General features: G+C 61.2%; 24 protein-coding genes. 7 read left to right on the top strand and 17 right to left on the bottom strand.

Annotation, left to right across the window (positions count from 1 at the left end):
- Positions 1-5 precede the first annotated feature (5 nt).
- Complete coding sequence (locus tag DQ397_RS14685) at positions 6-287, bottom strand: GNAT family N-acetyltransferase (RefSeq protein WP_043215814.1); 282 nt, start codon at positions 285-287, stop codon at positions 6-8.
- 492 nt (positions 288-779) lie between these two features.
- On the opposite strand from DQ397_RS14685, the gene oprI reads away from it, so the two are divergent.
- On the top strand, positions 780-1,031 hold the full coding sequence (oprI, locus tag DQ397_RS14680) for an outer membrane lipoprotei OprI (protein ID WP_003259780.1): 252 nt from the start codon (positions 780-782) through the stop codon (positions 1,029-1,031).
- A gap of 151 nt (positions 1,032-1,182) precedes the next feature.
- Here the strand turns inward: oprI and DQ397_RS14675 are convergent, their stop codons facing one another.
- The 3 genes from DQ397_RS14675 to DQ397_RS14665 form a co-directional block, all read right to left on the bottom strand.
- Complete coding sequence (locus tag DQ397_RS14675) at positions 1,183-2,157, bottom strand: L,D-transpeptidase family protein (RefSeq protein WP_043215815.1); 975 nt, start codon at positions 2,155-2,157, stop codon at positions 1,183-1,185.
- Positions 2,158-2,263: 106 nt separating this feature from the next.
- Positions 2,264-2,545, bottom strand: coding sequence for a hypothetical protein (locus DQ397_RS14670; protein WP_043215816.1), 282 nt, complete (start codon positions 2,543-2,545; stop codon positions 2,264-2,266).
- A gap of 58 nt (positions 2,546-2,603) precedes the next feature.
- The gene (locus DQ397_RS14665; RefSeq protein ID WP_090346861.1) at positions 2,604-3,209 is read right to left on the bottom strand and encodes an arylesterase; all 606 of its coding nucleotides are present in this window, start codon (positions 3,207-3,209) and stop codon (positions 2,604-2,606) included.
- A 10-nt stretch (positions 3,210-3,219) separates the two neighbouring features.
- On the opposite strand from DQ397_RS14665, the gene DQ397_RS14660 reads away from it, so the two are divergent.
- The gene (locus tag DQ397_RS14660) at positions 3,220-3,894 is read left to right on the top strand and encodes an ABC transporter ATP-binding protein (protein WP_043213513.1); all 675 of its coding nucleotides are present in this window, start codon (positions 3,220-3,222) and stop codon (positions 3,892-3,894) included.
- Positions 3,894-6,401 (top strand): ABC transporter permease, encoded by a 2,508-nt coding sequence (locus DQ397_RS14655; RefSeq protein ID WP_148921573.1) that lies wholly within the window; start codon positions 3,894-3,896, stop codon positions 6,399-6,401. Before DQ397_RS14660 ends, DQ397_RS14655 begins: the two co-directional genes overlap by 1 nt.
- A gap of 116 nt (positions 6,402-6,517) precedes the next feature.
- On the opposite strand, the gene greB is transcribed toward DQ397_RS14655, so the two are convergent.
- From greB to DQ397_RS14635, 4 genes are all read right to left on the bottom strand, one after another.
- Positions 6,518-6,997, bottom strand: coding sequence for a transcription elongation factor GreB (greB, locus tag DQ397_RS14650; protein ID WP_043213512.1), 480 nt, complete (start codon positions 6,995-6,997; stop codon positions 6,518-6,520).
- A gap of 87 nt (positions 6,998-7,084) precedes the next feature.
- A complete protein-coding gene (locus DQ397_RS14645; protein WP_043213510.1) occupies positions 7,085-7,393 on the bottom strand; it encodes a hypothetical protein in 309 nt (102 codons plus the stop codon).
- A gap of 274 nt (positions 7,394-7,667) precedes the next feature.
- Positions 7,668-8,105: a DoxX family protein gene (locus DQ397_RS14640; protein ID WP_043213508.1), complete on the bottom strand. Its 438-nt coding sequence runs from the start codon at positions 8,103-8,105 to the stop codon at positions 7,668-7,670.
- Between the two features lie 112 nt (positions 8,106-8,217).
- A complete protein-coding gene (locus DQ397_RS14635) occupies positions 8,218-9,621 on the bottom strand; it encodes a transglycosylase SLT domain-containing protein (RefSeq protein ID WP_043213505.1) in 1,404 nt (467 codons plus the stop codon).
- A 159-nt stretch (positions 9,622-9,780) separates the two neighbouring features.
- Here DQ397_RS14635 and DQ397_RS14630 point away from each other — a divergent pair, with 159 nt between their 5' ends.
- From DQ397_RS14630 to DQ397_RS14620, 3 genes are all read left to right on the top strand, one after another.
- Positions 9,781-10,578 carry a TatD family hydrolase gene (locus DQ397_RS14630; protein WP_043213503.1) on the top strand — a complete coding sequence of 266 codons (798 nt, stop codon included), beginning with the start codon at positions 9,781-9,783 and terminating at the stop codon, positions 10,576-10,578.
- Positions 10,579-10,687: 109 nt separating this feature from the next.
- Positions 10,688-12,166: a methyl-accepting chemotaxis protein gene (locus tag DQ397_RS14625; protein ID WP_043213501.1), complete on the top strand. Its 1,479-nt coding sequence runs from the start codon at positions 10,688-10,690 to the stop codon at positions 12,164-12,166.
- A gap of 75 nt (positions 12,167-12,241) precedes the next feature.
- The gene (locus DQ397_RS14620; RefSeq protein ID WP_043213499.1) at positions 12,242-12,610 is read left to right on the top strand and encodes an Mpo1-like protein; all 369 of its coding nucleotides are present in this window, start codon (positions 12,242-12,244) and stop codon (positions 12,608-12,610) included.
- A 10-nt stretch (positions 12,611-12,620) separates the two neighbouring features.
- On the opposite strand, the gene DQ397_RS14615 is transcribed toward DQ397_RS14620, so the two are convergent.
- From DQ397_RS14615 to DQ397_RS14605, 3 genes are all read right to left on the bottom strand, one after another.
- Positions 12,621-13,418, bottom strand: a complete 798-nt coding sequence (locus DQ397_RS14615) for an acyl-CoA thioesterase II (RefSeq protein ID WP_043213497.1) — start codon at positions 13,416-13,418, stop codon at positions 12,621-12,623.
- Between the two features lie 119 nt (positions 13,419-13,537).
- A complete protein-coding gene (locus DQ397_RS14610) occupies positions 13,538-14,305 on the bottom strand; it encodes a CHAD domain-containing protein (RefSeq protein WP_043213495.1) in 768 nt (255 codons plus the stop codon).
- 14 nt (positions 14,306-14,319) lie between these two features.
- Positions 14,320-14,598 carry a hypothetical protein gene (locus tag DQ397_RS14605; protein WP_043213493.1) on the bottom strand — a complete coding sequence of 93 codons (279 nt, stop codon included), beginning with the start codon at positions 14,596-14,598 and terminating at the stop codon, positions 14,320-14,322.
- A gap of 159 nt (positions 14,599-14,757) precedes the next feature.
- On the opposite strand from DQ397_RS14605, the gene DQ397_RS14600 reads away from it, so the two are divergent.
- The gene (locus DQ397_RS14600) at positions 14,758-15,798 is read left to right on the top strand and encodes a patatin-like phospholipase family protein (RefSeq protein WP_043213492.1); all 1,041 of its coding nucleotides are present in this window, start codon (positions 14,758-14,760) and stop codon (positions 15,796-15,798) included.
- Between the two features lie 58 nt (positions 15,799-15,856).
- On the opposite strand, the gene DQ397_RS14595 is transcribed toward DQ397_RS14600, so the two are convergent.
- From DQ397_RS14595 to tig, 6 genes are all read right to left on the bottom strand, one after another.
- Complete coding sequence (locus DQ397_RS14595; RefSeq protein WP_043213490.1) at positions 15,857-17,728, bottom strand: SurA N-terminal domain-containing protein; 1,872 nt, start codon at positions 17,726-17,728, stop codon at positions 15,857-15,859.
- A gap of 184 nt (positions 17,729-17,912) precedes the next feature.
- Positions 17,913-18,185, bottom strand: coding sequence for a nucleoid-associated protein HU-beta (gene hupB / locus DQ397_RS14590; protein WP_011533117.1), 273 nt, complete (start codon positions 18,183-18,185; stop codon positions 17,913-17,915).
- A gap of 153 nt (positions 18,186-18,338) precedes the next feature.
- On the bottom strand, positions 18,339-20,735 hold the full coding sequence (lon, locus tag DQ397_RS14585; RefSeq protein WP_043213489.1) for an endopeptidase La: 2,397 nt from the start codon (positions 20,733-20,735) through the stop codon (positions 18,339-18,341).
- A gap of 154 nt (positions 20,736-20,889) precedes the next feature.
- Positions 20,890-22,173, bottom strand: a complete 1,284-nt coding sequence (gene clpX, locus DQ397_RS14580) for an ATP-dependent Clp protease ATP-binding subunit ClpX (protein ID WP_043213487.1) — start codon at positions 22,171-22,173, stop codon at positions 20,890-20,892.
- A 108-nt stretch (positions 22,174-22,281) separates the two neighbouring features.
- Positions 22,282-22,923, bottom strand: coding sequence for an ATP-dependent Clp endopeptidase proteolytic subunit ClpP (clpP, locus tag DQ397_RS14575; protein ID WP_043213484.1), 642 nt, complete (start codon positions 22,921-22,923; stop codon positions 22,282-22,284).
- 92 nt (positions 22,924-23,015) lie between these two features.
- The gene (gene tig / locus DQ397_RS14570; RefSeq protein ID WP_043213482.1) at positions 23,016-24,329 is read right to left on the bottom strand and encodes a trigger factor; all 1,314 of its coding nucleotides are present in this window, start codon (positions 24,327-24,329) and stop codon (positions 23,016-23,018) included.
- Between the last annotated feature and the right edge of the window lie 52 nt (positions 24,330-24,381).

Below are 24,381 nucleotides of genomic sequence, written 5' to 3'. Positions count from 1 at the left end.
ACCGTTCAGGCCTTGCTCGACTGACGTTGCTGACGCTCCATGTAGCGTTCGACGTAGGAGCAGGAGGGGATCACCGTGTAGCCCATCTCCTCGGCGTATTCCAGCGCCTTCTCGGTCAACGCTGCAGCGATGCCTCGCCCCCGTAGGGCATTGGGCACGAAGGTACGGTAGATATCCAGCGTCTGCTTGCCCAAGTCCATGTACGTCAGATAGGCACGGTGACCGTCCACATTGGTCTCGAACTGATGACCGGCCTGGTCATGGTGGATGGTCAACGCTTCGCTCATCACTACTCCTCGCAGGTCTGTCGGCAGACCCTTACCTTAACCGATGGTGTTTCCGGCGGAGGAACCTCTACGCCACCCCTGCCCCTTGGACCGTAAGGCGATCCGAATCGTTCTGCTGCGCGGGCACCCTACAAATAGTAGGCGCCGGAAGCGGGATTGCTCAAGGTGGCACGGGGAAAAAGTACGAGATAACCCCTGCCGGGTCGCTTCGCGGCCGCGTACACAGTGTTCTAGGCCTATGACGCTGACCGACAGTTAAAGTCACCATTAGTTCACCAAAAAGTTCCCGCTCTACAAATGCTTGCAGCCGCTGCGCAAAATTTTCACAAATGCCATACAAAGGTTGTCACCTTTTGGGGGCGGCAACATTTTTTTTGCAGTTCTTGCGCTTAGTCAGTTTACTTACTACAAGTAATGGGTACTATGTACGCCGGCCAGTTTCTCTTTTCCGAGAGATGGCTCTTTAATAGAAAGTCCTTGAAGGGGAACACGATGAACAACGTTCTGAAATTCTCTGCTCTGGCTCTGGCCGCAGTTCTGGCTACCGGTTGCAGCAGCGTATCCAAAGAAACCGAAGCTCGTCTGACTGCGACTGAAGACGCAGCAGCTCGCGCTCAAGCTCGTGCTGATGAAGCCTACCGTAAGGCTGATGACGCTCTGGCTGCCGCTCAGAAGGCTCAGCAGACCGCTGACGAAGCCAACGAGCGCGCTCTGCGCATGCTGGACAAAGCCAGCCGCAAGTAATAATCCTCACGGATTGTTATGGAGCCGACCCACTAGTGGGTCGGCTTTTTTATTCCCGCCTGAAAAGCAAACGGCAAAAACGAAAAAGGCCTGCACTAAGGCAGGCCTCGATTCGGGTTAACGGGAGCACCTCCCGAAAGAGACATCCCCCTTACTGCAGCTCCGGGGGAATGCTCGAAACCATCGGCGCTGTCCCACCATTGACCGGCACCGCGATTTCCACTGGCATGCCATCTTCGGCAGCCACCACGTCGCGCACCATGTCCCAGTTCATGCGCAAGTTGTTGGCCAGGTCTTCGCGCTTGAGCAGAGCATTGATGACCGCAGTATGTTTATCCACCACCGATGGATTGCCATGATCATCGAGCGGTGTATGAGCCTCGAGATAGACCTTTCCGCCACTGATGCCAAACTTGTAGGGTTCGTTGATGATACGTACTGGCGTACCCACCGGGACCATCTTGGAAAGTTCCAGCACGTTGTTGTTGAGCATACGGAAGCAGCCATGGCTGGTACGCATGCCGATACCGAACTTCTTGTTCGAACCGTGGATCAGGTAACCCGGTACACCCAAGGTGAACTTGAACGGCCCCAGTGGGTTGTCCGGGCCGGCCGGCACCACGGCAGGCAGGATGTCACCGTCGGCGGCGTGTTCGGCACGGATCGAGGCGGGTGGTGTCCAGGTCGGATTAGGGGTTTTGGCCGTGATCTTGGTGTTGGCGATGGGCGAGCCCCACCCTTCGCGACCGATACCCAGCGGGAAGGTGTGCACCACGTTCTGCCCTTTCGGGTAGTAGTACATGCGGTATTCGGCCAGGTTGATGACGATGCCTTCACGCGGACCTGGCGGCAGAATGTAGCGGGTCGGCAGGATGATCTCGGTGCCAGCGCCCGGCAGCCATGGATCCACGCCCGGGTTGGCCGCGATCATTTCGAGGTAGCCCAGGTCATTGGCGGTGCCGATGTCGGCAAAGGTGTCTTCGTACTTGGCCTTGATCACCTGGACCTGGCCGACGATATCTTCACCGGCAGGTGGCAACGGCAATTCCAGCGCAACGGTTGGACCGGCCACCAACAGGGCGGCCAGGGACAAGCTACGGGTGACGGCGGGAAGGCGCGGCAACATCCGGTAAATCCTTCGAAAGATGGGTCAAGAGGATCGATTGTACACCTACCCCAGGACAAGCGGGAGGCATCGGGTTCATGCTGGCATTTCAGATGATGAAAGGTGCTCAGAGTTCCGGCCACACCGGACGCATGCCACGGCGCTGGGCATCGAGAATCGCTCGGCACAACGCACAAAGGCGACCATCGCGGTAGACCGACCGCTCCACTGCGGACCAGCGCGGTTGCGCTGGCAACAGCCCACCGCACAGCGTGCGATCGACGGGCACGCCAAGCTCGAGCTGACGCGCCACCAGGTGAACGCGAACCTCCTGGCAAGCGAACAGGTCGAGCTGTTCATCGGGCTCGATCAGTTGATAGGCGTACAAAGACCAGGCAGGGCGCGGCATTGGGGGCTCTCGAAGCGGGGGGCGCAACATTAGCCGAAAGCCGGCCCCGATAAAAGCGTCACAACAAGGGTTTTATCGCCGGCCAGGCATTTTCCAGCAAGCGCGGCTGGGCCCCTACGGTCGGGTGGATACCATCGGCCTGCATCATCTGCGGCACACCGCCGACCCCTTCAAGAAAAAAAGGCACCAAGGGGACTTGTTTCTGAGCCGACAAGCGCTCATAGACCTGAGCGAAGGCGCTGGTATAACGCACACCATAGTTGGGCGGCAGCCGCATACCCAGCAGAACCACCTTGGCGCCCGCCTCACGCGCCTGATCGACCATCGAAGCAAGATTTTGTTGCAATTGCTGGGGCGGCAGCCCTCGCAGTCCGTCGTTGCCGCCAAGCTCCAGTACCACCAGGCTCGGCTTGTGCGCCGCAAGCAGCGCCGGCAGCCGCGCCTGGCCACCGGCACTGGTGTCTCCACTGATCGAGGCATTGACCACCTGGTCGGTATAACCCTCCTCCTTAAGGCGCTGCTGCAGCAGGGAAACCCATCCTTGGCGGCTATCCAGGCCAAAACCGGCGCTGATACTATCCCCAACGACCAGCAGTGTACCTGCCGCCGCGCTTTGGGCCAGGCAATACAGGGCCAGACCGGCACTCAACCACCACACTCGCATCGGATTCTCCATGGGCCCCAGCATTCTCGTTGCGCAGAACCTTAGCAAAGTGGTCCCCAGCGCGGAAGGTGACCTGACCATCCTCCACGCCCTGTCATTGTCCCTTGCGCAAGGCGACAGCCTGGCCATCGTGGGCGCCTCGGGCTCGGGTAAATCGACCCTGCTCGGTCTGCTCGCCGGCCTCGACCGCCCCAGTGCGGGCAAGGTCATACTCGCCGGCCATGACCTGGGCCCTCTCGATGAAGATCAGCGTGCCCGGGTGCGCGCCGAGCATGTGGGCTTCGTGTTTCAGTCGTTCCAGTTGCTCGACAGCCTCAACGCTCTGGAAAACGTCATGCTTGCGCTGGAGCTCGATGGCCGCCGCGATGCACGCGAGCAAGCCCGGACCCTGCTGGAGCGGGTCGGCCTGGGCAAACGCCTGAGCCACACCCCACGCCAACTCTCCGGTGGCGAACAACAACGGGTGGCGATCGCCCGCGCCTTTGCAGCCCAGCCTGCGGTGCTGTTCGCCGACGAGCCGACCGGAAATCTGGACAGCCATACCGGCGAACGCATCAGCGACTTGTTGTTCGAATTGAACAAGGAGCGTGGGACCACACTGGTTCTGGTCACCCATGACGAGCGCCTGGCCCAACGCTGCCGACGCCTGATCCGCCTGGATGCCGGCCGCCTGGTGGAGTCCTGATGAGCCGCCTGCCCTTCTCCCTCTTCTGTCGCCTGGCCCTGCGGCAGTTACTGCGCGATGCCCGCGCCGGGGAAGTTCGGGTGCTGTTTTTCGCCCTGCTGGTGGCGGTGGCAGCCAGCACTGCCATCGGCTACTTCGGCGCGCGCCTAAACGGTGCCATGCAATTACGCGCCAGCGAATTCCTCGGTGCTGACTTGGTGCTGCAAGGCGGCTCGCCGGCCCGAGACAAGCAAATCAGCGCAGGCAAGGCGGCCGGCCTGCAGCACGCTCACGTGGTGGAGTTCACCAGCGTGGTCGGTGGCGACAGCGGCATCCAGCTATCGAGCATCAAGGCCGCCGACGCCGCCTACCCTCTTCGCGGCCAGCTGCGCAGTGCCGCCACGCCCTATGCCGAGGAAATCCCTGGCGGCGGCCCCGCACCTGGCGAAGCCTGGGTCGAGGCACGTCTACTGGCGGCGCTGGGGCTATCGATTGGCGACAGCATCGACGTCGGCATGAAGACCTTGCGTATGAGCCGTGTGCTGACCTACGAACCCGATCGCGCCAACAACTTCTATAGCCTCACACCACGCGTGCTGATGAACATAGCGGACCTGCAGTCCACCGGCGTGATCCAGCCGGGAAGCCGGGTCAGCTACCGCGACCTGTGGCGCGGTACTCCCGAGGCGCTGGCGCAGTACCGTGGGGAGGTGAAAAAGACCTTGGCCGCCAACCAGCGCCTGCTCGACACACGCGATGGTAACCAGCAAGTCGGTGGTGCGCTGGGCAAGGCTGAGCGCTACCTGAACATGGCCAGCCTGGTGGCGGTATTGCTGGCCGGGGTTGCCGTCGCGCTGTCTGCCAGTCGCTATGCGGCCCGCCGCCTGGATGCCAGTGCCTTGTTGCGTTGCCTGGGGCTTTCCCGACATCAGGCACTGGGCATGTACTGCCTGCAATTGGCCGCGCTCGGCCTGATTGCCGCGACCACCGGCGCCTTGCTCGGCTGGCTGGCGCAGCTGGGGCTGTTCCGTTTGTTGCAAGGGCTGATGCCGAGCGAGGTGCCGGCTGGCGGCATGACCCCAGCCCTGGCCGGCATAGGCACTGGCCTGGTGGCCTTGGCCGGGTTCGCCCTGCCGCCGCTGGCCGCCCTTGGCCGCGTCCCACCCTTGCGTGTATTGCGCCGCGACTTGTTACCCGTGCCGCCGAGCAGCTGGCTGGTATACGGCGCAGCCCTGTTTGCCCTGGGGCTGATCATGTGGCGTTTGAGCCTGGACCTTTTACTCACTTCGGCCTTGCTCGCCGGGGGCGTCTTCGCCGCCTTGCTGCTTGGTGGCCTGCTACTGCTAGGCCTGCGCAGCCTGCGACGAGTGCTGGCCAGTGCTCCCTTGGCCTGGCGTCTGGGCCTGGGTCAACTGCTGCGCCATCCACTGGCTGCCGCCGGCCAGACGCTAGCCTTCGGCCTGATCCTGCTGGCCATGGCCTTGGTCGCACTGCTGCGAGGTGAATTGCTCGATACCTGGCAAGCTCAGCTGCCCAATGACGCCCCCAACCACTTCGCCCTCAATATCCTGCCTGACGAGCGCGACCCTTTCGCCCAGCGACTGCAGGCGATCAACGCCAGCTCAGCTCCCCTGTATCCGGTGATACCGGGACGTCTGACGCACATCAACGGTCAGCCGGTGCGCCAGTTGGTCAGCAAGGAGTCCACCGCCGAGCGCGCCGTGCAGCGTGACCTCAGCCTCACCTGGGCCGCCGAACTGCCTCCGGGCAACACCCTGAGCGCCGGCCACTGGTGGCAAGCATCACCTGCTGCAGACGAGTTGCCTGGGGTTTCGGTGGAAGCCCAGCTTGCCGACAGCCTGAAACTCAAGCTCGGAGATCTGCTTGACTTCGATATCGGCGGCCAGCAACGCCAGGCGCGGGTGACCAGCTTGCGTGCCGTGCACTGGGACAGCTTCCAGCCCAACTTCTACATGATCTTCCAGCCTGGAACCTTGCAAGGGCTGCCGGCGACCTACCTGACCAGTTTCTACCTGGCGCCAGGGCACGACCAGGAAGTCGTTGCTCTGTCACGGGCGTTTCCGGCGGTGACCATTCTCCAGGTCGATGCGCTGCTGGCGCAGTTGCGCAGCATCCTGGCGCAGGTGACATGGGCGGTCGAATACGTACTGTTGTTCGTGCTGGCGGCGGGGCTGGCGGTGCTATTCGCCGGGCTCCAGGCGACATTGGACGAACGTATTCGCCAGGGGGCGTTGTTGCGCGCGCTAGGGGCCGCCAGGCCGTTGCTGGTCAAGGCAAGGCGGATCGAGTTCGGCTTGCTTGGAGCGGTGAGTGGGTTGTTGGCTGCGCTAGGGTGCGAGCTGATTACTTGGGTGCTCTACCGATATGCGTTTGATCTGGCGTGGGGGCCACATCCCTGGTTGCTGGTGGTGCCGGTGGTGGGAGCTGTCGTGGTAGGCGGAGCTGGAGTCGTCGGGACGCGGCGGGCCTTGAACGCGAGTCCGTTGGTGGTATTGCGGGAGGGGTAGGTTTGGGCTTTCAGACCTGCGATGGGCCGCACAGCGGCCCTCTGGGAAATGTCCCTCAATCGAAGGTCTGTATGAGATGCGTTCGCGCGAAGCCTCTTGAAAACAGCACAACCCGACTACCCATCAATCCCATAACAAATTCGATTGACGTACCAGATCGCCTCCCCCGTAGGTGTCTTCACCACCACCTCATCACCCTCTTCCTTCTTGAGCAGCGCCCGCGCCATGGGTGAGTCGATGGAAATATAGTCGTTGCGCCCATAGATCTCGTCATACCCCACAATCCGAAACTTGAGCACCTCGCCTTCGTCATTTTCGATTTCCACCCAGGCACCAAAGAACACCTTGCCCTCTTGCTGCGGCGAATAGGCCACCACCTTGACGTCTTCAAGCCGCTTGCGCAGGTACCGGACCCGGCGGTCGATCTCTCGCAAAAGCTTCTTGTTGTACTGGTAGTCCGCGTTCTCGCTGCGGTCGCCCAGGGAGGCGGCCCAGGTGACCTTCTGGGTAATCTCGGGACGATAGACTCGCCACAGGTGATCGAGCTCTTTCTTCAGAGCCTCATGACCTTCAGTGGTGATGATGTTGGTGCTCAAGCGGCATTCTCCTCAGTGCATCCTCCGCTGACGCACACCAGCGGAGGGCTCCGAGCTTAGCGAAAAATCCCGTGGACGACACGCAGCTCAGCGGCGGGTGATTAGCCCCTGGCGCGCGATACGTGTCAGCTGGCCGATGACTTCGGCGGCGTCGGCGGCCAAGGGCGCCTGGATCACCGCAAGGTCGAAACGGTCATTGCCAAACTGGGCAAAGCCGTCACAGGTTTCGGCAAACTGTACGAGAAATGCACGCGCTTGCCCCTTGCGCCGCGACAAGCCGTCAAGGTTGCGTAAAAGTGTGGGTTGATGCTGGCCACCGAGCAGGATGCGCGGTGTACGGGAAGCCTGGCTGGCAGGCAATGGACTCAAGCAGACACTGGTACGTGGACAACTCATGGAGATATCTCTGCGCCTCGCAAATCCCGCTGGGCAGCGGTGGGAGGCGTCACCGAACCAGCGCTTTAGCGGTATTTCGGATGACCCAAAAGAGTTATCCCGCGCCCCGCAAGTAGCTGTTTAAATCGGCGCAGTCGGTATGCTAGAGCGTGACGCGATAAGTTACAAGATACCGATAGCAGCTAAACGCTAAGACTTTCGCAGGTCTGCCCCTTCACATGAAAAAACCCGCTTACCCGTACACCTGGAAAGCGGGTTCGATGTTAGCCGCAGATCAGTGGCGAGCGATCAGCCGGTCCAAGGAGAAGCGGCCTGCGCCTTCGATCAACACCGCGACCGTACCCGCCAGTAGCGCCAGGGCGAACTCGTAGCCATTGTTCGCCATGAACAGGCCATTGTTGATGTGCACCGAGAGGATCGCTACCACCAAGGTCACGGACAGCGCCAGTGCCGCAGGCCGTGCCAGCAAGCCAATCACGAGGGCCAGGCCACCGAAGAACTCGGCGCTGCCCGACAACAGAGCCATCAGGTAGCCTGGGGCCAGGCCGATGCTTTCCATCCATTGGCCGGTGCCTTCCAGCCCGTAGCCGCCAAACAGGCCGAACAGCTTCTGGGCACCGTGGGCCAAGAAGATGATGCCTACCAGGATACGGATGACGCTCAGACCAGTGCCGGCGCGGGTAACGAACAGGGCGTTGAGTGTGTTGTTCATTTCGATGCTTCCTGAATCAAGGGATGATGTGTGCAGATGGCGCCATTCTAATCATCCAAATAGATACAAAAAGCGCAATAAACGGCCTATTAACATCTATATATTCGATTTGTTAGCGGTTCGCGACGCGCTCCAGCGATTCCCGCTGCCGATTGAAAGCCAGGAAATACTTATTGACGCTGTTGACGAAGTTGACCGGCCCCATGCCTACCTGCTCCATGGCGATGCGCTCGGTCTGGAAGAACCACTGATTGCCATTTAGCCCGCGGCGCCGCGCCTCGGCGCGCATGGCCTGGACCCGTTCCGGTCCAAGGTTGTAGGCGGCGAGGACAAACGCCATGCGCTCACGCTCGTTGAGCTGGGGGCTGGCGAAAAACTTGCGGCGGATCAATGCCAGATACCGGGCGCCCGCCTGCACATTGCCGTCGACCGAGGCGATGTCACTCACCCCCACGCGGCGAGCCGCTGCCGGCGTGATCTGCATCAGCCCATGCGCGCCACCACCTCCGCGAGCCGCCGGGTTGAAGGTGGATTCCTTGAACGCCAGCGCCGCCAGGTTCAGCCAGTCGATCTGCTGCGCAGCGCCATGCTTCTGCAGCACCGTGCGCAACGACTCCAGACGCTTGCGGTCCTTTCTCGCCAGCGGGTCATGCACACGGTATTGACGCCGGTAGATACGCTCGAAGGCTGCGTCCTGGTTCGCCGGTGCTCGGTAGCCTTCCAGGAAGCGATCCACCGTGGCGAGCAACATGCTGGCGTCACGTCGCACATACCAGCGCATCGCCTGAGGCTGGCCCAGGCTCACGCGCGAATCCAGCCGCAAGCGCGGCATCACCCGAGCCCAGCGCTGGGCAATCGGGCGCTCCACCACGGTCAGGTGATAAATGCCTGCCTGGACCATCTCCAGCACATCTTCCACCGCCAGACTGGCATCGACCCACTCCACCTTGATCGGTGCACGCTTGCGCAACGCCAGTTGCTGGTTGATCTGGGTGATCACCGCGCCGGCGGCGCTGGCACTGGTCAACGCGACAGTTCGTCCGGACAACTGATCCACCCGGGTGAAGCCGCGCTCCCCTTTGCGTCCGACCAGCATCAATTGCACCTGGTCCCGGACCGCTACGCTGCCACTGACCCCACGCACCAGCGCAGGATCGAGCAGCTCGCCAGGGGCCGCCAAATCGCCCTCGCCACGCTGCAGGGCGGCAAGCAATTGTTCCTTGGCGCGGGGGATGAGCTTGAGGCGGATTTGCTGACCGTCCCGGGCCCGAGCATTTAGGTAGTGCTCGAGACCTCGCAAGCGGTGGTGTTCCACACCCACCGGCTCGCCTTTGACTTCACCCGAGCTGTTGCGACTCTGGTTGACCAAAACCCTGAGGACTTTGCTGCTGCGGATCTGTGCCAGGTCGCGAACTTGGCTGGCCGGAACATGCTGCTGGGGCCCCGGCAGCCGCGCATTGGCCGCTGGGGCCAGGGTCAAGCCGACAAGCAGCGGTATCAGCAGTGATCGCAGCATGCGAGAACCTGTCCGGGGGCTGGGAGCGGGTGTCATACAGCGAGGTCCGTCCATGACAAATGACGCTAAAAGACCACGACAACCACTTGAAGTTCTGGGATTTCTTACGAATTACCCGTTTTTTGCTATGCTGGCCGGCCCGCGGCACGAGGTAGAAAGATGCAACTGATCGATATTGGCGTCAACCTGACCAACAGCAGTTTCCATGACCAGCAGGCCGCTGTCGTCGAGCGGGCCGTACAGGCGGGCGTGGTCCAGATGGTGCTCACCGGGACTAGCCTCCAGGTCAGCGAACAGGCCCTGACGCTCGCTTCGCAGCTCGATCCGGAAAGCCTGCGCTTGTTCACCACAGCCGGTATCCACCCCCACGATGCCAGCCATTGGGACAACGCCAGCGAGCGCTTGCTGCGTGAACTGCTGGCCCAGCCGCGGGTGCGGGCCGTGGGCGAGTGCGGGCTCGATTTCAACCGCGACTTCTCCCCCCGCCCGCAACAAGAGAAAGCGCTGGAGGCTCAGTTGGCGTTGGCCGCCGAGCTGGGCTTGCCCGTGTTCCTCCATGAGCGAGAGGCCAGCGCACGGCTGCTGGCGATCCTCAAAGTCTATCGTGACCACCTACCAGCGGCCGTGGTGCACTGCTTCACCGGCGAGCGCCAAGCCTTGTTCGCCTACCTGGATCTGGACTTGCACATCGGTATCACGGGCTGGATTTGCGACGAGCGCCGCGGCCCCCATCTTCACCCGCTGGTAGGCAACATCCCCGAAGGCCGCCTGATGCTCGAAAGCGACGCACCCTATCTGCTGCCGCGCAGCCTTCGTCCGAAGCCAAAGAAGGGCCTCAACGAGCCTGCTTTCCTGCCCGAAGTCCTGCGAGAGGTTGCGCTGCACAGGGGAGAATCCCTGGAACAGACAGCCGCCCACACCACTGCCACCGCCAAAGCATTCTTCCAGCTGCCCTGAAGCCGGGCTGGGGTTTGTTGACGCATATCAAGGCAGGCGCTGGGACGAGCGGACACAATGATGGCACCTTGCCAATAATGTTTCCGCTCAACTCAGAGAAGACCTATCCATGGGTGCCTGGCTTAGCAATATTTCCCTGAAGTACAAGTTCTGGGCCGTCAATGCGGTGGCCTTCGTCACGACCCTGCTCCTGGTGCTCTACGCGGTTTACCTGGAGCAGCAAGCCCGTGCAGAAGGTGCGCGCAACCAGGCCATTGCCCAGGCCGAGCTGATCGCGGCCTGGCCTGAAGGGCAACCACTGCCCCAACCCTCCCAGGTCGTGATGTGGCAGTCCGGGCAGACGCCGGTCATCGCCAACCAGCCGCGTGAGGCCTTGGTCGATGCACAAGGCTGGGTCGCCCTGCCCAATGCCTGGATCCTGGGCAACAATCCCTTGCAGGGCGCCCAAGTGATCCACCGGGCAGAGCAGCGCATCGCTGTGCTGGCCGAATCCCCCAGCCTGCGCCAGGTGTTCTTCGAGCGCTTCACCCAATACGCGGTCTGCGTGCTGATTCTGATGTTGGCGATGCTCTGCGCTTCGCAGTTGCTGATCCGTTTCTTGCTCAGCCAGCTCAATACGCTCAAAGACGTGATGCTGCATGTGGAGAAGACTGGCGACTTGTCGGCCCGTGTCCCGCTGTCCTGTGGCGATGAAGTCGGCCAGATGGCAGGCGCCTTCAATGCAATGCAAGCCACCTACCACCGGGTGGTCAGCACGGTAGCTCGTACCGCAGCGCAATTGGACAGCGGCGCAGCACGCCTGGCAGCGAGCATGGACGAGGTGCGCCACGGCATGATCGGCCAGCAAAGCGAGACCGACCAGGCTGCCACCGCCATCAACGAGATGTCCGCCACGGTCCATCACATTGCCCAGCATGCCGGCGCCACCCGTGACCTGTCGCAAACCGCCGATACCCTGGCCGGCAGCGGCCAGGCGGTGGTCACACGTGTGCAGGACTCCATCGCCGGCCTGTCCAGCGGTGTTCAGCAAACCGCCGAAATGATTCGCCAGCTCGCCGAGGACAGCCAGCGCATCAACGGCGTAGTCGGCGTCATCCATAGCATCGCCGAGCAAACCAATCTACTGGCCCTCAATGCTGCGATCGAGGCGGCCCGGGCAGGCGACCTGGGACGTGGGTTTGCCGTGGTGGCGGACGAAGTGCGCAACCTGGCCAAGCGCGTGCAGACCTCCACCGATGAAATCACCGGCATGGTGTCCGCCCTGCAGGCAGGTACCCGTGATGCCGTGGATTTCATGCAGGAGAGCTCCTACAAGGCCGACGATTGTGTCAAACAGGCCCAAGAGGCAGGCGAGGCGTTGCTGGAGATCACCAGTGCCGTCGCGCAAATGCGCGAGAGCAACACGCAGATCGCCGTCGCCGCCGAACAACAAAGCCAGGTGGCCGAAGAGATGAACCGGGCGGTGGTGAGCATTCGTGACGTCACCGAGGAAACGGTCCAGCAGACCGTCGGTTCTGCCACCACCAGCAACGAGCTGGCGACCCTGGCAGCCGAGCTGAACAAAGCCATCGGCCAGCTCAAGCTATAAGGCCGATAACCCGCCTCGATTGGCCCTCGCCGTAGGGCCACACTAAGCTTTGGGCATGACCGAGAGGAAATGCCCATGAGCAAACGCCTGCCCAATCTGCACGCCTGGCAATGGCGTGGTTACCATCACAATCACCGGCATCCGACCAACCTGGTGCTGCATCTGATCGCCGTCCCATTGTTCATCCTGGGCGCCCTGTTGATGCTCGGCGGGGTATTTGGCCTGGACCTCGGCCAACTGGCCATCGGCTTGATCGCCCTGGCCGCTGGCTTTGGACTGCAGCGCCACGGCCATCGTCTGGAAACCGAGCAACCCGAACCCTTCGCCAGCCGCAAGGACGCCGTTCAGCGTGTACTGACCGAGCAATTCATCACCTTTCCGCGCTTTCTGCTGAGCGGTGCCTGGTGGCGTGCCTGGCGCGAGCGCCACAAGCATCGCCGCTAGCTGCCCAGATCTAGGCGAACACCGTCACGGTCTGTCGGCTCAAGGCAATCAGCTCGTTCTCGGCTGTCCACAGGGCGGCCGAGGCGTGCCCATAGCCATCGCGGGCGTGCTCGGTCTCGACACAGTAACGACACCAGTCCAAGGTCGACAGCTTGGGCGCTGGCTGAATGAACTCGATCGTCCAGGTCAGGGTGCTGCCTGCGGCAGGTTGTTTAAGATGCGGTAGCAGACTGGGCGGCCAGGCATCGACCATTGCCAGCAGATGCGCTTCGCTCGCCGGCCCGTCGGCCATATCGCGCAGGCGTACCCAACCGCCCATCCGTCGATCATCGTTACCGCTGAACGGCAGGCCGCCTATGGCCCAACGCAAAGCCACATGACGCATGAACTCAGGCGTCACGCCTTTGATATAGGGCAATTCGGCGGCAGACTGCTCTAGCGGCTTCATGTCCACGGCAGGCTGAGCCTTGACCTCGATTGCCGAAGGACGGCCATCTCCGAAGCTGCCCTGTACCAAGGTCACCACCTGCCCCTCCTGCACCGCGCGTCCCAGCAGCGTGCTGACAGCTTTGCCCTCACGCAACACCTCGACCTCGAAACTGATCGGCACCTGCGGCGTCGCTGGCCCAACAAAGGTGACAGCCAACGACCGCACCGGACGTCCCTCACCAAGCTTGGCACGCATCGCCTCATGCATCAGCGCGACCATCAGCCCGCCAAATACCGCGCGCCCCTGGCCCCAACTGGCCGGCACACTGACAGATTCGGGACACTCGCGCACGGCGCTGAGCAATTGCGTGAAATTCATGTTCGGCTCCTGCACCGGGGCTTGATTGGCTGCCACGGGACGTGCCCGCGTCAGGACGTGCCCCGATATTAGCCAGCGAGTGTCTGGCTGACAGCCCGCATAATGGCCATTCCCTATGGCTATCGACGCGCCACGACTGCCCGCAAGGCCTCAAGGGTGGCATCGGCCTTCTGCTCGGCCTCATGCAGCTCGCGTTCCCAGGCTTTCTTGAAGGGCGCCAGATCGGCGTGATCACGCGCCAGCAAAAGCCATTGCACACGGTCGTGCCAATCGCCCAGGTCGGCCTGGGTGCGCTTGAGCAGGCGTTGCAGTTTGTTTCCGGCGTGCTCCAGCTGTGGGTACGCCTCGTCGCCATAGCGCACCCGCTTGATCAATAAACGCAGGCGATGACGGTCGTGGCTGGGGTCGTCAAGCGCTTTCTCGAGCTTGCGCCATTGTTTGTTCAGGCGCTTGTCGATGCGCTTGTCCAGGCCACTGGCCAAGCCTTCGCGCGCGCAGGCCCGCAGGAACAACGGAAAGGTGTCGATGATCGCCAGCACCCGGGCGAGCTGACGGCTCACGGCCACACTGGCGAAAATGCCCGCCCTGCCCTCCAGACGACGCGCCCCAGCCTGCTGGTGCCCTTGGCCGATCAGGTGGGCCGCTAGCACCTCACGGTCCCGCAAGGGGGTCGTGAGCGCCCCCAGCGAGCGCGCGGCGTCCTCCAACTGCTCGACACCGGGCAGCCCCCGCAAAGGCCGCAGCAGGCTCCGCAGGCGCCGCAGGCTTGTACGCAGGTCGTGCAAGGCTTCGCTGTCGACATCGGCCGCCAGCCGCTCCCGGCATGCCAGCAGACGGACCTGCAAGGCCAGCACCTGGGCGATGACATGATCGAGCATGGCGGCCATACAGCCCTCCTGGATCAACGACCCGCGCGGGACTCACGGATGTAAAAACGCGCCTTCTCGGCCTTGCGGCTACAGCCTTCGAAGGCCTCGAACTGCTGCTGCGTCTTGGCGCCGGTCAACAGCGACAGGGCCTTGGAATAGCTGACGGTGCCGGCAAACCCTTCGGCCTTGGCCAGGTCCAGCTCCTTCCATGCAGCATCGAGCTGAGTCGCACAGCTGTCACGGTACGCCGTCTTGCCCGCGCAACCGGTGAGGGCAAGAGCGATCAGGGGAAGGCAGATCCAGGCTTTCATCAGTCAGTAACCTCAAGTTTGAACAAAAAGAGTGGCCGTTCGACGCTCAGGCAAGCGAAAAGTGCCCTGCTCAGCGTAGCCCAGCACGGTCTACATTGAAGCACAGGCAACAATGGGTGCATTGTTGGACCATGGTTGCACAGCAGTAGGGGGACAGTCATGAGCAAACGCGTGGCATTGGTACTGGGATCGGGGGGCGCACGCGGGTATGCGCATATCGGCGTGATCGAGGAGATAGAGCGACGCGGCTACGAAATCGCCTGCATCGCCGGCTGTTCGATGGGTGCGGTGATCGGTGGGATCTATGCTGCCGGAAAACTGGATGAATACCGCAGCTGGATCGAGAGCCTGGACTACCTCGACGTGCTGCGCCTGGTGGATGTGAGCTTTCGCTTAGGCGCGATCCGCGGCGACAAAGTGTTTGGCCAGATCCGCAAGATCGTCGGCGAGGTGAACATCGAACAACTGTCCATTCCCTATACGGCGGTGGCAGCGGACCTCACCAACCAGCAGGAGATCTGGTTCCAGGAAGGCTGCCTGCACCAGGCCATGCGGGCCTCGGCGGCGATCCCCAGCCTGTTCACACCGGTGATGCAGGGTAACCGCATGCTAGTCGATGGCGGCATTCTCAATCCGCTGCCGATCGTGCCGGTGGTGTCCAGCCATTGCGACCTGATCATCGCCGTCAACCTCAATGCCACCAACCAGAAACAATACCAATTGCCGGTGATCGAGCGGCCTGCAGCGTTCAAGATGCGCTTCGACGCGGTCATCAGCTCGTTGGGCTCACGTCTGCCCTTTCGCCGCAAACCGGCCGAACAATTGATGCGCATCGAACAGGAAATCGTTGCCGAGGGACTGAACGCCAGCGACCCCTGGCTTGGCGAGTCTGCAGACCCGGAAGGCCAGCAGCCGGCAGCGGCCCCCGAACGTGGCGGCGCGCCCAGGTCCGCCACCGGTTCCTTCATCGTCGATAACGTAGGGCCTGCGTCCTTGCTCGACTTGATCAACCAGAGCTTCGAAGTCATGCAGACCTCCCTCGCTCAGTACAAGATCGCCGGCTATCCGCCAGACGTGCTGATCAACGTGCCCAAGCGGGTGTGCCGCTTCTTCGAGTTCTACAAGGCGCCGGAACTGATCGCCCTGGGACGGGAAATTGCCCGGGACACGATGGACATCTACGAAGGTGAACGGCGTTAGCCCCTCCCAAAAAACAAGAAAGGCCGCATGAGCGGCCTGTCTTGTTGCGCGATAGCACTCAGTAACGAGTGACGTCAGCCGCGGCTTCTAGTTGCTTACGGTAGGCCGCGAAGTCCTGCTGGCCTGCACGCGAAGCGAGGTAACGGCGGATCTGCGCTTTCTCCTCGTCAGTGGCTGCAGCGCCTTCGTTGACCCCCTTGAGCTGCAACACCACCAGGCTGCCATCGCCGAGGACCACGCTGCCGTAGACCGGCTTGTCCTTGGAGGCAGGCTTGGCCAGGCGGAATACCGCTTGCAGTTCGGCCGGATCGATACCGTCCTGGCCACGCGTAACGGCCTCTTGGGTCTTCCACTTCTGGCCTTCCTGTTCGGAGGTCAGCGGGATGGCGCCATCGCGCAGGCCAGCGATCAGCTTGTCAGCCTTGGCCTTGAGCTCGGCAGTCGCCTTCTCCTTGGCCAGGTGCTCGCGGATGTTCTTGGCCACAGCCTCCAGCGGCAGTTGCTCCGGCTTGCGATGCTCCTTGACACGCAGCACGACCACGGTCTCCGGATCCAGCTCGATGGCATTGCTGTTGGCGCCCTCTTCCAGCACTTCTTCGCTGAAAGCGGCCTGGACGACCGAACGGTTGGCCGTGATGCCCTCACCGCCTTCCCGACCGAATGCGGCCGAAGTCTGAACCTTCAGGCCCAGGTCCTGGGCCGGCTGAGCCAGGTCAGAGGCCTCGAACGCGGCGTCTTCCAACTGCTTGGTCACTTCCACGAAGCGCTGTTCGACCTGTTGGGTCTTGAGTTCGCGGGTCAGCTTGTCTTTTAGGCTTGCAAAGGTCGGCACTTCCGGTGCCTGCACACCTAGCAGCTTGATCAGGTGGTAACCGTACTCGGTGCGCACCGGTGCCGATACTTGGTCCTTGTTCAGCTTGTACAGGGCATCCTCGAAGGCTGGGTCGTAGACGCCTGGGCCTGCGAAGCCGAGATCACCGCCATTGCTGGCCGAACCTGGGTCCTTGGAGAATTCCTTGGCCAGTGTGGCAAAGTCCTCTCCCTTGGCCAGACGCTGCTGGATCTCTTCGATACGGGCCTTGGCCTGTGCATCGGAAACCTTGTCGTCGACCTCGATGAGGATATGCGCGGCATGGCGCTGTTCGGCCAGGTTGGCGATTTCCTTCTCGTACAGGGCCTTGAGTTCGTCCTCGTTGACCTGTACCTGGTCGAAGAAGGCCGACTTCTTCAGCTCGATGTAATCGATGACCACCTGGTCGGGTGTCATGAATTCCTTGGCGTGCTGGTCGTAGTGCGCCTTGACCTCGTCGTCGCTCACCTTGACGGCGGCCGGGTCGGCCTTGAAGGTCAGCGAAGCGAAATCGCGGGTCTGCTTCTCCAGGCGAGCGAAGGCTTCGACTTGTTTGTCGGTGACGAAGCTGCTGCCGGCAAGGCCGGTGCGCAATTGCCCGATGAGCATTTCCTCGGCGAGCATCTCGCGGAATTGCATGCGCCCATAGCCCATCTGGCGAATGACCGCATCGAAACGTTCGGCGCTGAACTTGCCGTCGACCTGGAACTCCGGTGTCTGCAGGATCAGCTGATCCAGCGCGGCCTCGGAGAAGGCGAACTTGGCGTCCTCGGCACCCTGCAACAGCAGCTTGCGCTCGATCAGCCCTTTGAGCGCAGCTTCGCGCAGCATCTTTTCATCCAGCAGTGCTGGGTCGAAATCCTTGCCCAGCTGTTGCATCAGCTGGCGGCGCTGCATGTCGACGGCCTGGCTCAGCTCGTTCTGACTGATGGTCTGGCCGTTCACCTTGGCGGCGTCCTGGCTATGGCTGGTGGCCTGGAAAATGGCCTCGAAGCCGGTCAGCGCCATCAGCACGACGATAAGGCCGATGATGGTCTTGGCAATCCAACCTTGTGAATTGTCCCTGATATTCTGCAGCATGCGTCCCCCAGAAACGGTTGTACCACTGCGTCGACAACCGTGGAGCGTGGGTAGAGTCCTGATAGAAGAAAGGCGCATCCTGTGGGATGCGCCTTTTCAAAGCGAGCGTGCCAACGGGAACGTTTGCGGCCCCGCCGTCACGCGGTCGGGCCTGGTGTGACCAGGTCCGGCTGAAAGAGACGACTTAGTTGACGGCGTCTTTCAGGCCTTTGCCAGCCTTGAAGCCTGGAACCTTGGCAGCAGCGATCTTGATCGCCTTGCCGGTTTGCGGGTTACGGCCGGTGCGCTCAGCGCGCTCCTTGACCGAGAAGGTACCGAAGCCAACCAGTACAACATCGTCACCTTGCTTCAGGGCGCCGGTGACGGATTCGATGACTGCGTCCAGCGCACGGCCAGCTACAGCTTTCGGAATGTCAGCGGATGCGGCGATAGCGTCAATCAGTTCCGACTTGTTCACTCTAAGTCCCCTTATATCTCTATTGAGTTTGTTTCTAAGTATGTAATGAAAAGCTTATGAAACGAGCACTGGGCGGCCTATTGACACTGGCGTGCCGTTTTATAGCAAGGCCCCGAAAAAACTGTCAAGGAAAGCCCCCCAGCGAAATACGTACTAGTGCGTGCTAATTCTTTCCTTAGCATCGCCGTCGCGCTTTTCATCTTTCGCGACAATCTCCGGAGCCACATCTGGCAAGGGCTCCGGGGCGTATTGCAGCGCAATTTGGAGGACTTCGTCAATCCATTTGACCGGTTTGATCTGAAGATCCTGTTTGATATTTTCCGGAATCTCCTTCAGATCACGAACGTTTTCCTCTGGAATGATCACCGTCTTGATCCCACCGCGGTGTGCCGCAAGGAGTTTTTCCTTCAAGCCACCGATGGCCAGAACCTGGCCACGCAGGGTGATTTCACCGGTCATGGCCACATCGGCGCGCACCGGAATCTGGGTAAGTGCCGAGACCAGCGCCGTGCACATGCCGATACCCGCACTTGGGCCGTCCTTAGGCGTAGCGCCCTCGGGCATGTGGATGTGCACATCGTGCTTCTCGTGGAAATCGGCGGCGATGCCCAGACTGCGGGCACGGCTGCGTACCACGGTCTGCGCGGCGGTGATCGATTCGACCATGACGTCGCCCAAAGAGCCGGTCTTGATCAACTGGCCCTTGCCGGGGATGACCACGGCTTCGATGGTAAGCAGTTCGCCGCCCACCTGGGTCCAGGCAAGGCCGGTGACCTGGCCGATCTGATCCTGCTGCTCTGCCAGGCCGTAGCGGAACTTGCGCACGCCCAGCAGATGTTCGAGCTGCTCGCCGGTCACCTTGACCTTGAGCTGCTTCTCGCCGGTGTGCTCCTTGACCACCTTGCGGCAGACCTTGGCGATCTGGCGCTCCAGACCGCGCACGCCGGCTTCGCGGGTGTAGTAACGAATGATGTCGCGGATCGCCGTGACATCGATCTCCAGTTCACCCTTCTTCAGGCCATTGGCCTTCACTTGCTTGGGCGTCAGGTACTTGACCGCGATGTTGATCTTCTCGTCCTCGGTGTAGCCCGGCAGGCGGATGACCTCCATCCGGTCGAGTAGCGCCGGCGGAATGTTCATCGAGTTCGAGGTGCACAGGAACATCACGTCCGAGAGGTCGTAGTCGACCTCCAGGTAGTGGTCGTTGAAGTTGTGGTTCTGCTCAGGGTCGAGCACTTCCAGCAATGCCGAGGCGGGATCGCCGCGCATGTCGCTGCCCATCTTGTCGATCTCGTCAAGCAGGAACAGCGGGTTGCGTACACCCACCTTGGTCATTTTCTGAATCAAACGACCCGGCATGGAACCGATGTAGGTGCGACGATGGCCTCGGATCTCGGCTTCGTCACGCACACCGCCCAAGGCCATGCGCACGAACTTGCGGTTGGTAGCAGCCGCGATCGATTCGGCCAGGGAGGTTTTACCAACGCCAGGTGGACCTACCAGGCAAAGCACAGGGCCGCGAATCTTCTTCACGCGCTTCTGCACAGCGAGATATTCAAGGATGCGTTCCTTGACCTCTTCCAGGCCATAGTGATCGGCATCGAGGATTTCCTCGGCCTTTGCCAGGTCCAGACGTACTTTGCTCTGGGCTTTCCAAGGCACCTGCACGAGCCAGTCCAGGTAGGAGCGAACCACAGTGGCCTCTGCGGACATCGGCGACATCTGCTTGAGCTTGTTCAGCTCGGCCTGGGCTTTGGCCAAGGCGTCCTTGGGCAGGCCAGCAGCTTCGATACGCTTCTTCAGCTCCTCGGCTTCGTTGTGGCCCTCGTCGCCATCGCCGAGCTCCTTCTGAATGGCCTTCATCTGCTCATTCAGGTAGTACTCGCGCTGGCTGCGCTCCATCTGCTTCTTGACCCGGCCACGGATACGCTTCTCGACCTGCAGCAGGTCGATCTCTGCATCGAGCAATGCCAGGACATGTTCGACCCGGGTCGGTAGATCGACAATTTCGAGGATTTCCTGCTTCTGCTCGATCTTCAGGGCCATATGGGCGGCCATGGTGTCGACCAGGCGGCCGGGCTCTTCGATGCTGTTGAGCGAGGACAGGACTTCAGCCGGGACCTTCTTGCCCAACTGGACGTACTGCTCGAACTGCGACAGCAACGTGCGCACGAAGACTTCCGACTCGCGCTCGGCGGCCTCGACTTCATCGATCAGGGTGACTTCGGCACGGACATGCCCTTCCACTTCCGTGAAACGCTCGACGGCGCCGCGCTGCTCGCCCTCGACCAACACCTTGACGGTACCGTCGGGTAGCTTCAGCAATTGCAGGACAGTGGCAATGGTACCGACGCGATACAGGGCATCTTCGCCCGGGTCATCGTCGGCAGGATTCTTCTGGGCCAGCAGGAGGATCTGCTTCTCGCCCGTCATCGCCGCCTCAAGGGCTTCGATGGACTTCTCGCGTCCCACGAACAGCGGGATGACCATGTGCGGATAAACAACGACATCGCGCAATGGCAAAAGAGGCAAGTCGAGGGTGGTCTTCATGATTTCGCCTCTACAGCGGCCTTATGGCCGGAAACCGGTGGAAATGATGCTTGGACCTAATGTGGGGGCAGGTCCATAAAATTACAAGCGTTGAGATCGGAAAAGCAGAAAGGGGCCCATAGGCCCCTTTCTTGCTCGACTTGGCTTACCCGACTCAGGCGTCAGGTGCGGCCTTGGCTTGCGGCTCGCTGTTCTCGTAGATCAGCAAAGGCTGCGAGGTGCCATCGATGACGCTCTCGTCGATCACCACCTTGCTGACATCCTTCTGCGAAGGAATCTCGTACATGGTGTCAAGCAGCACGCCTTCGAGGATCGAACGCAGGCCCCGGGCGCCGGTCTTGCGCTCGAGCGCCTTGCGAGCAACCGCCTTGAGCGCGTCGCTACGGAACTCGAGGTCCACGTCTTCCATCTCGAACAGCTTGGCATACTGCTTGGTCAAGGCGTTCTTCGGCTCGGTGAGGATCTGCATCAGTGCAGCCTCATCCAGCTCGTCGAGGGTTGCCAGCACCGGCAGACGGCCGACGAACTCCGGAATCAGGCCAAACTTGACCAGATCATCCGGTTCGACCTCACGCAAGGACTCGCCGACCTTCTTGCCTTCCTGCTTGCTGCGCACTTCAGCGCCAAAACCGATGCCACCTTTGGTGGAGCGGTTCTGAATGACCTTTTCCAGGCCCGAGAACGCACCGCCGCAGATGAACAGGATATTGCGGGTATCAACCTGCAGGAATTCCTGTTGCGGATGCTTGCGACCACCCTGAGGCGGCACGGAAGCCACAGTCCCTTCGATCAGCTTCAACAGCGCCTGCTGCACGCCCTCGCCCGACACGTCGCGAGTGATCGACGGGTTGTCCGACTTGCGCGAGATCTTGTCGATCTCATCGATATAGACAATGCCCATCTGGGCCTTTTCCACGTCGTAGTCGCACTTTTGCAGCAGTTTCTGAATGATGTTCTCGACGTCCTCACCCACGTAACCGGCTTCGGTCAAGGTGGTGGCGTCGGCGATGGTGAACGGTACGTTCAACAGGCGTGCAAGGGTTTCGGCGAGCAGGGTCTTGCCCGAGCCAGTCGGCCCGATGAGCAGGATGTTGCTCTTGCCGAGTTCGACTTCGTCGCCCTTCTTGTCACGCTGGTTCAGGCGCTTGTAGTGGTTGTACACCGCTACGGACAGCACCTTTTTCGCGCGCTCCTGACCAATGACGTACTGGTCCAGGATACCGCTGATTTCTTTCGGCGATGGCAATTTGTGCGCGTTGCTTTCGGCCTGGGCTTCCTGCACCTCCTCACGGATGATGTCGTTGCACAGGTCGACGCACTCGTCGCAGATAAATACCGAGGGCCCGGCAATCAATTTGCGCACTTCGTGCTGGCTTTTGCCGCAGAAGGAGCAATAGAGCAATTTGCCGCTGTCCTCGCCGTTACGGGTGTCAGTCATTCGATCGATCCAATCCGGTAGGCATGAAACACAAGATGAAGGCAATTGCGGGCTTTTTCAAGTCCGCAGGTAGGCGCCAACGGCGCCCACCCGCTCTGGCACCTTGGTTCAGGACGCCAGTTGCCGCTTGTCGTAGACCGAGTCGATCAGGCCGTACTCGGCCGCGCGCGCGGCACTCATGAAGTTGTCGCGTTCGGTGTCGCGCTTGATGGTCTCGAGATCCTGGCCAGTGTGATGAGCCAGCAGCTCGTTCAGACGCGCCTTGATGTTGAGGATTTCCTGGGCATGGATCTCGATATCGGTCGCCTGGCCCTGGAAGCCACCCAATGGCTGGTGAATCATCACGCGCGAGTTCGGCAGGCAGTGACGCTTGCCTGCAGCGCCGGCCGCCAGCAGGAAAGCGCCCATGCTGCAGGCCTGACCGATGCAGATGGTCGAGACGTCCGGCTTGATGAACTGCATGGTGTCGTAGATCGACATGCCGGCGGTGACCGAGCCACCCGGCGAGTTGATGTACAGATGGATATCCTTGTCCGGGTTTTCCGCTTCAAGGAACAGCAGTTGTGCCACCACCAGGTTGGCCATGTAGTCCTCTACGGGACCAACCAGGAAAATCACACGCTCCTTCAATAGGCGCGAGTAGATGTCGTAGGCGCGCTCGCCACGGGCGGACTGCTCGATAACCATCGGGACCAGACCGCCCGCGGCCTGGATGTCGGAGCTCTGTTGAATATAAGAATTGCGGGACATGTCCTGCACTCACTCCCAAATAGTCATGGCTTGAATACGCACAAGCCAGCTCGAAGGCTGGCTTGTGGGGGTTTCCTACGAGAGAAGACCTATCACTCAGCGGCGGCAGGAGCCTGTGCTGGCTTGACAGCTTCTTCGTACGAGACCGACTTGTCGGTCACAGTCGCTTTCTGCAGGACAGTATCTACAACTTGTTCTTCCAGCACAACCGAACGGACTTCGTTCAGTTGCTGGTCGTTCTTGTAGTACCAGGAGATGACCTGCTCCGGCTCTTGGTAGGCCGAGGCCATTTCCTCGATCATTTCGCGGACCTTGGCGTCGTCCGGCTTCAGCTCGAACTGCTTGACCACCTCAGCAACGATCAGACCCAAGACCACACGGCGCTTGGCTTGCTCTTCGAACAGCTCGGCCGGCAGTTGCTCTGGCTTGATGTTGCCGCCGAACTGCTGAACAGCCTGCACGCGCAGACGGTTGACTTCGTTCTCCAGCAGAGCCTTCGGCACTTCGATCGGGTTGGCGGCCAGCAGACCGTCCATGACCTGGTTCTTGACCTTGGCCTTGATTGCCTGACGCAGCTCACGCTCCATGTTCTTGCGAACTTCGGCGCGGAAGCCTTCCAGGGTCGATTCCTTGATGCCGAACTGGGCGAAGAAGGCTTCGTTCAGCTCAGGCAGCTGAGGTGCCGAAACGCCGTTGACGGTGATGGTGAACTCGGCAGCCTTGCCGGCCAGGTCCAGGTTCTGGTAGTCCTCAGGGAAGGTCACGTTGACAACGCGTTCTTCGCCCGCTTTTGCGCCAACCAGACCGTCTTCGAAGCCTGGGATCATGCGGCCGGAGCCCAGCACCAGCTGGGTGCCCTTGGCCGAACCACCCGCGAAAGCTTCGCCGTCGATCTTGCCAACGAAATCGATATTGACCTGATCGTCGTTCTGGGCGGCACGTTCAACGGCCTCGAAACGTACGTTCTGCTTGCGCAGCACTTCCAGCATGTTGTCCAGGTCCGCGTCAGCGACTTCGGCGCTCAGGCGCTCGACCTTGATCGACTCCAGGCCGCTAACGGTGAACTCTGGGAAGACTTCGAAGATGGCGACGAATTCCAGGTCCTTGCCTTTTTCGAAGGACTTGGGCTCGACAGCAGGAGCACCAGCCGGGTTCAGCTTCTGCTCGACGATGGCTTCGTAGAAGGAAGCCTGGACCAGGTCACCGAACGCTTCCTGACGGGCATCGGCCTCGAAACGCTGACGAATGACGCTCATCGGCACCTTGCCTGGGCGGAAGCCGGCGACCTTGGCGCGCTTGGCAGTCTGCTGCAGACGCTTGTTGACTTCGTTCTCGACGCGCTCGGCCGGAACGGCGATGGTCATGCGGCGCTCGAGAGCGGAAGTGTTTTCAACAGAAACTTGCATGGATATTCCTCGTTGCACAGACGTTAGCCGGCGATAGCCCGACTCCAGAATC

This window comes from Pseudomonas sp. CK-NBRI-02 (genome assembly GCF_008124495.1).
Taxonomy (GTDB): Bacteria; Pseudomonadota; Gammaproteobacteria; order Pseudomonadales; family Pseudomonadaceae; genus Aquipseudomonas; species Aquipseudomonas guariconensis.
This window is presented reverse-complemented; position numbering and strand designations above follow the sequence as displayed.

What these genes read in the sequence shown, in the direction of transcription:
- lon (WP_043213489.1), bottom strand. Translation starts at nt 20,735, where the DNA reads ATGAAGACCACCCTCGACTTGCCTCTTTTGCCATTGCGCGATGTCGTT.
- DQ397_RS14600 (WP_043213492.1), top strand. Translation starts at nt 14,758, where the DNA reads ATGAGCAAACGCGTGGCATTGGTACTGGGATCGGGGGGCGCACGCGGG.
- DQ397_RS14645 (WP_043213510.1), bottom strand. Translation starts at nt 7,393, where the DNA reads ATGAGTTGTCCACGTACCAGTGTCTGCTTGAGTCCATTGCCTGCCAGC.
- DQ397_RS14625 (WP_043213501.1), top strand. Translation starts at nt 10,688, where the DNA reads ATGGGTGCCTGGCTTAGCAATATTTCCCTGAAGTACAAGTTCTGGGCC.
- DQ397_RS14685 (WP_043215814.1), bottom strand. Translation starts at nt 287, where the DNA reads ATGAGCGAAGCGTTGACCATCCACCATGACCAGGCCGGTCATCAGTTC.
- tig (WP_043213482.1), bottom strand. Translation starts at nt 24,329, where the DNA reads ATGCAAGTTTCTGTTGAAAACACTTCCGCTCTCGAGCGCCGCATGACC.
- clpX (WP_043213487.1), bottom strand. Translation starts at nt 22,173, where the DNA reads ATGACTGACACCCGTAACGGCGAGGACAGCGGCAAATTGCTCTATTGC.
- DQ397_RS14615 (WP_043213497.1), bottom strand. Translation starts at nt 13,418, where the DNA reads ATGAATTTCACGCAATTGCTCAGCGCCGTGCGCGAGTGTCCCGAATCT.
- DQ397_RS14640 (WP_043213508.1), bottom strand. Translation starts at nt 8,105, where the DNA reads ATGAACAACACACTCAACGCCCTGTTCGTTACCCGCGCCGGCACTGGT.
- DQ397_RS14605 (WP_043213493.1), bottom strand. Translation starts at nt 14,598, where the DNA reads ATGAAAGCCTGGATCTGCCTTCCCCTGATCGCTCTTGCCCTCACCGGT.
- DQ397_RS14630 (WP_043213503.1), top strand. Translation starts at nt 9,781, where the DNA reads ATGCAACTGATCGATATTGGCGTCAACCTGACCAACAGCAGTTTCCAT.
- DQ397_RS14675 (WP_043215815.1), bottom strand. Translation starts at nt 2,157, where the DNA reads ATGTTGCCGCGCCTTCCCGCCGTCACCCGTAGCTTGTCCCTGGCCGCC.
- DQ397_RS14635 (WP_043213505.1), bottom strand. Translation starts at nt 9,621, where the DNA reads ATGCTGCGATCACTGCTGATACCGCTGCTTGTCGGCTTGACCCTGGCC.
- DQ397_RS14670 (WP_043215816.1), bottom strand. Translation starts at nt 2,545, where the DNA reads ATGCCGCGCCCTGCCTGGTCTTTGTACGCCTATCAACTGATCGAGCCC.
- DQ397_RS14660 (WP_043213513.1), top strand. Translation starts at nt 3,220, where the DNA reads ATGGGCCCCAGCATTCTCGTTGCGCAGAACCTTAGCAAAGTGGTCCCC.
- DQ397_RS14595 (WP_043213490.1), bottom strand. Translation starts at nt 17,728, where the DNA reads ATGCTGCAGAATATCAGGGACAATTCACAAGGTTGGATTGCCAAGACC.
- DQ397_RS14665 (WP_090346861.1), bottom strand. Translation starts at nt 3,209, where the DNA reads ATGCGAGTGTGGTGGTTGAGTGCCGGTCTGGCCCTGTATTGCCTGGCC.
- oprI (WP_003259780.1), top strand. Translation starts at nt 780, where the DNA reads ATGAACAACGTTCTGAAATTCTCTGCTCTGGCTCTGGCCGCAGTTCTG.
- DQ397_RS14655 (WP_148921573.1), top strand. Translation starts at nt 3,894, where the DNA reads ATGAGCCGCCTGCCCTTCTCCCTCTTCTGTCGCCTGGCCCTGCGGCAG.
- clpP (WP_043213484.1), bottom strand. Translation starts at nt 22,923, where the DNA reads ATGTCCCGCAATTCTTATATTCAACAGAGCTCCGACATCCAGGCCGCG.
- DQ397_RS14620 (WP_043213499.1), top strand. Translation starts at nt 12,242, where the DNA reads ATGAGCAAACGCCTGCCCAATCTGCACGCCTGGCAATGGCGTGGTTAC.
- DQ397_RS14610 (WP_043213495.1), bottom strand. Translation starts at nt 14,305, where the DNA reads ATGGCCGCCATGCTCGATCATGTCATCGCCCAGGTGCTGGCCTTGCAG.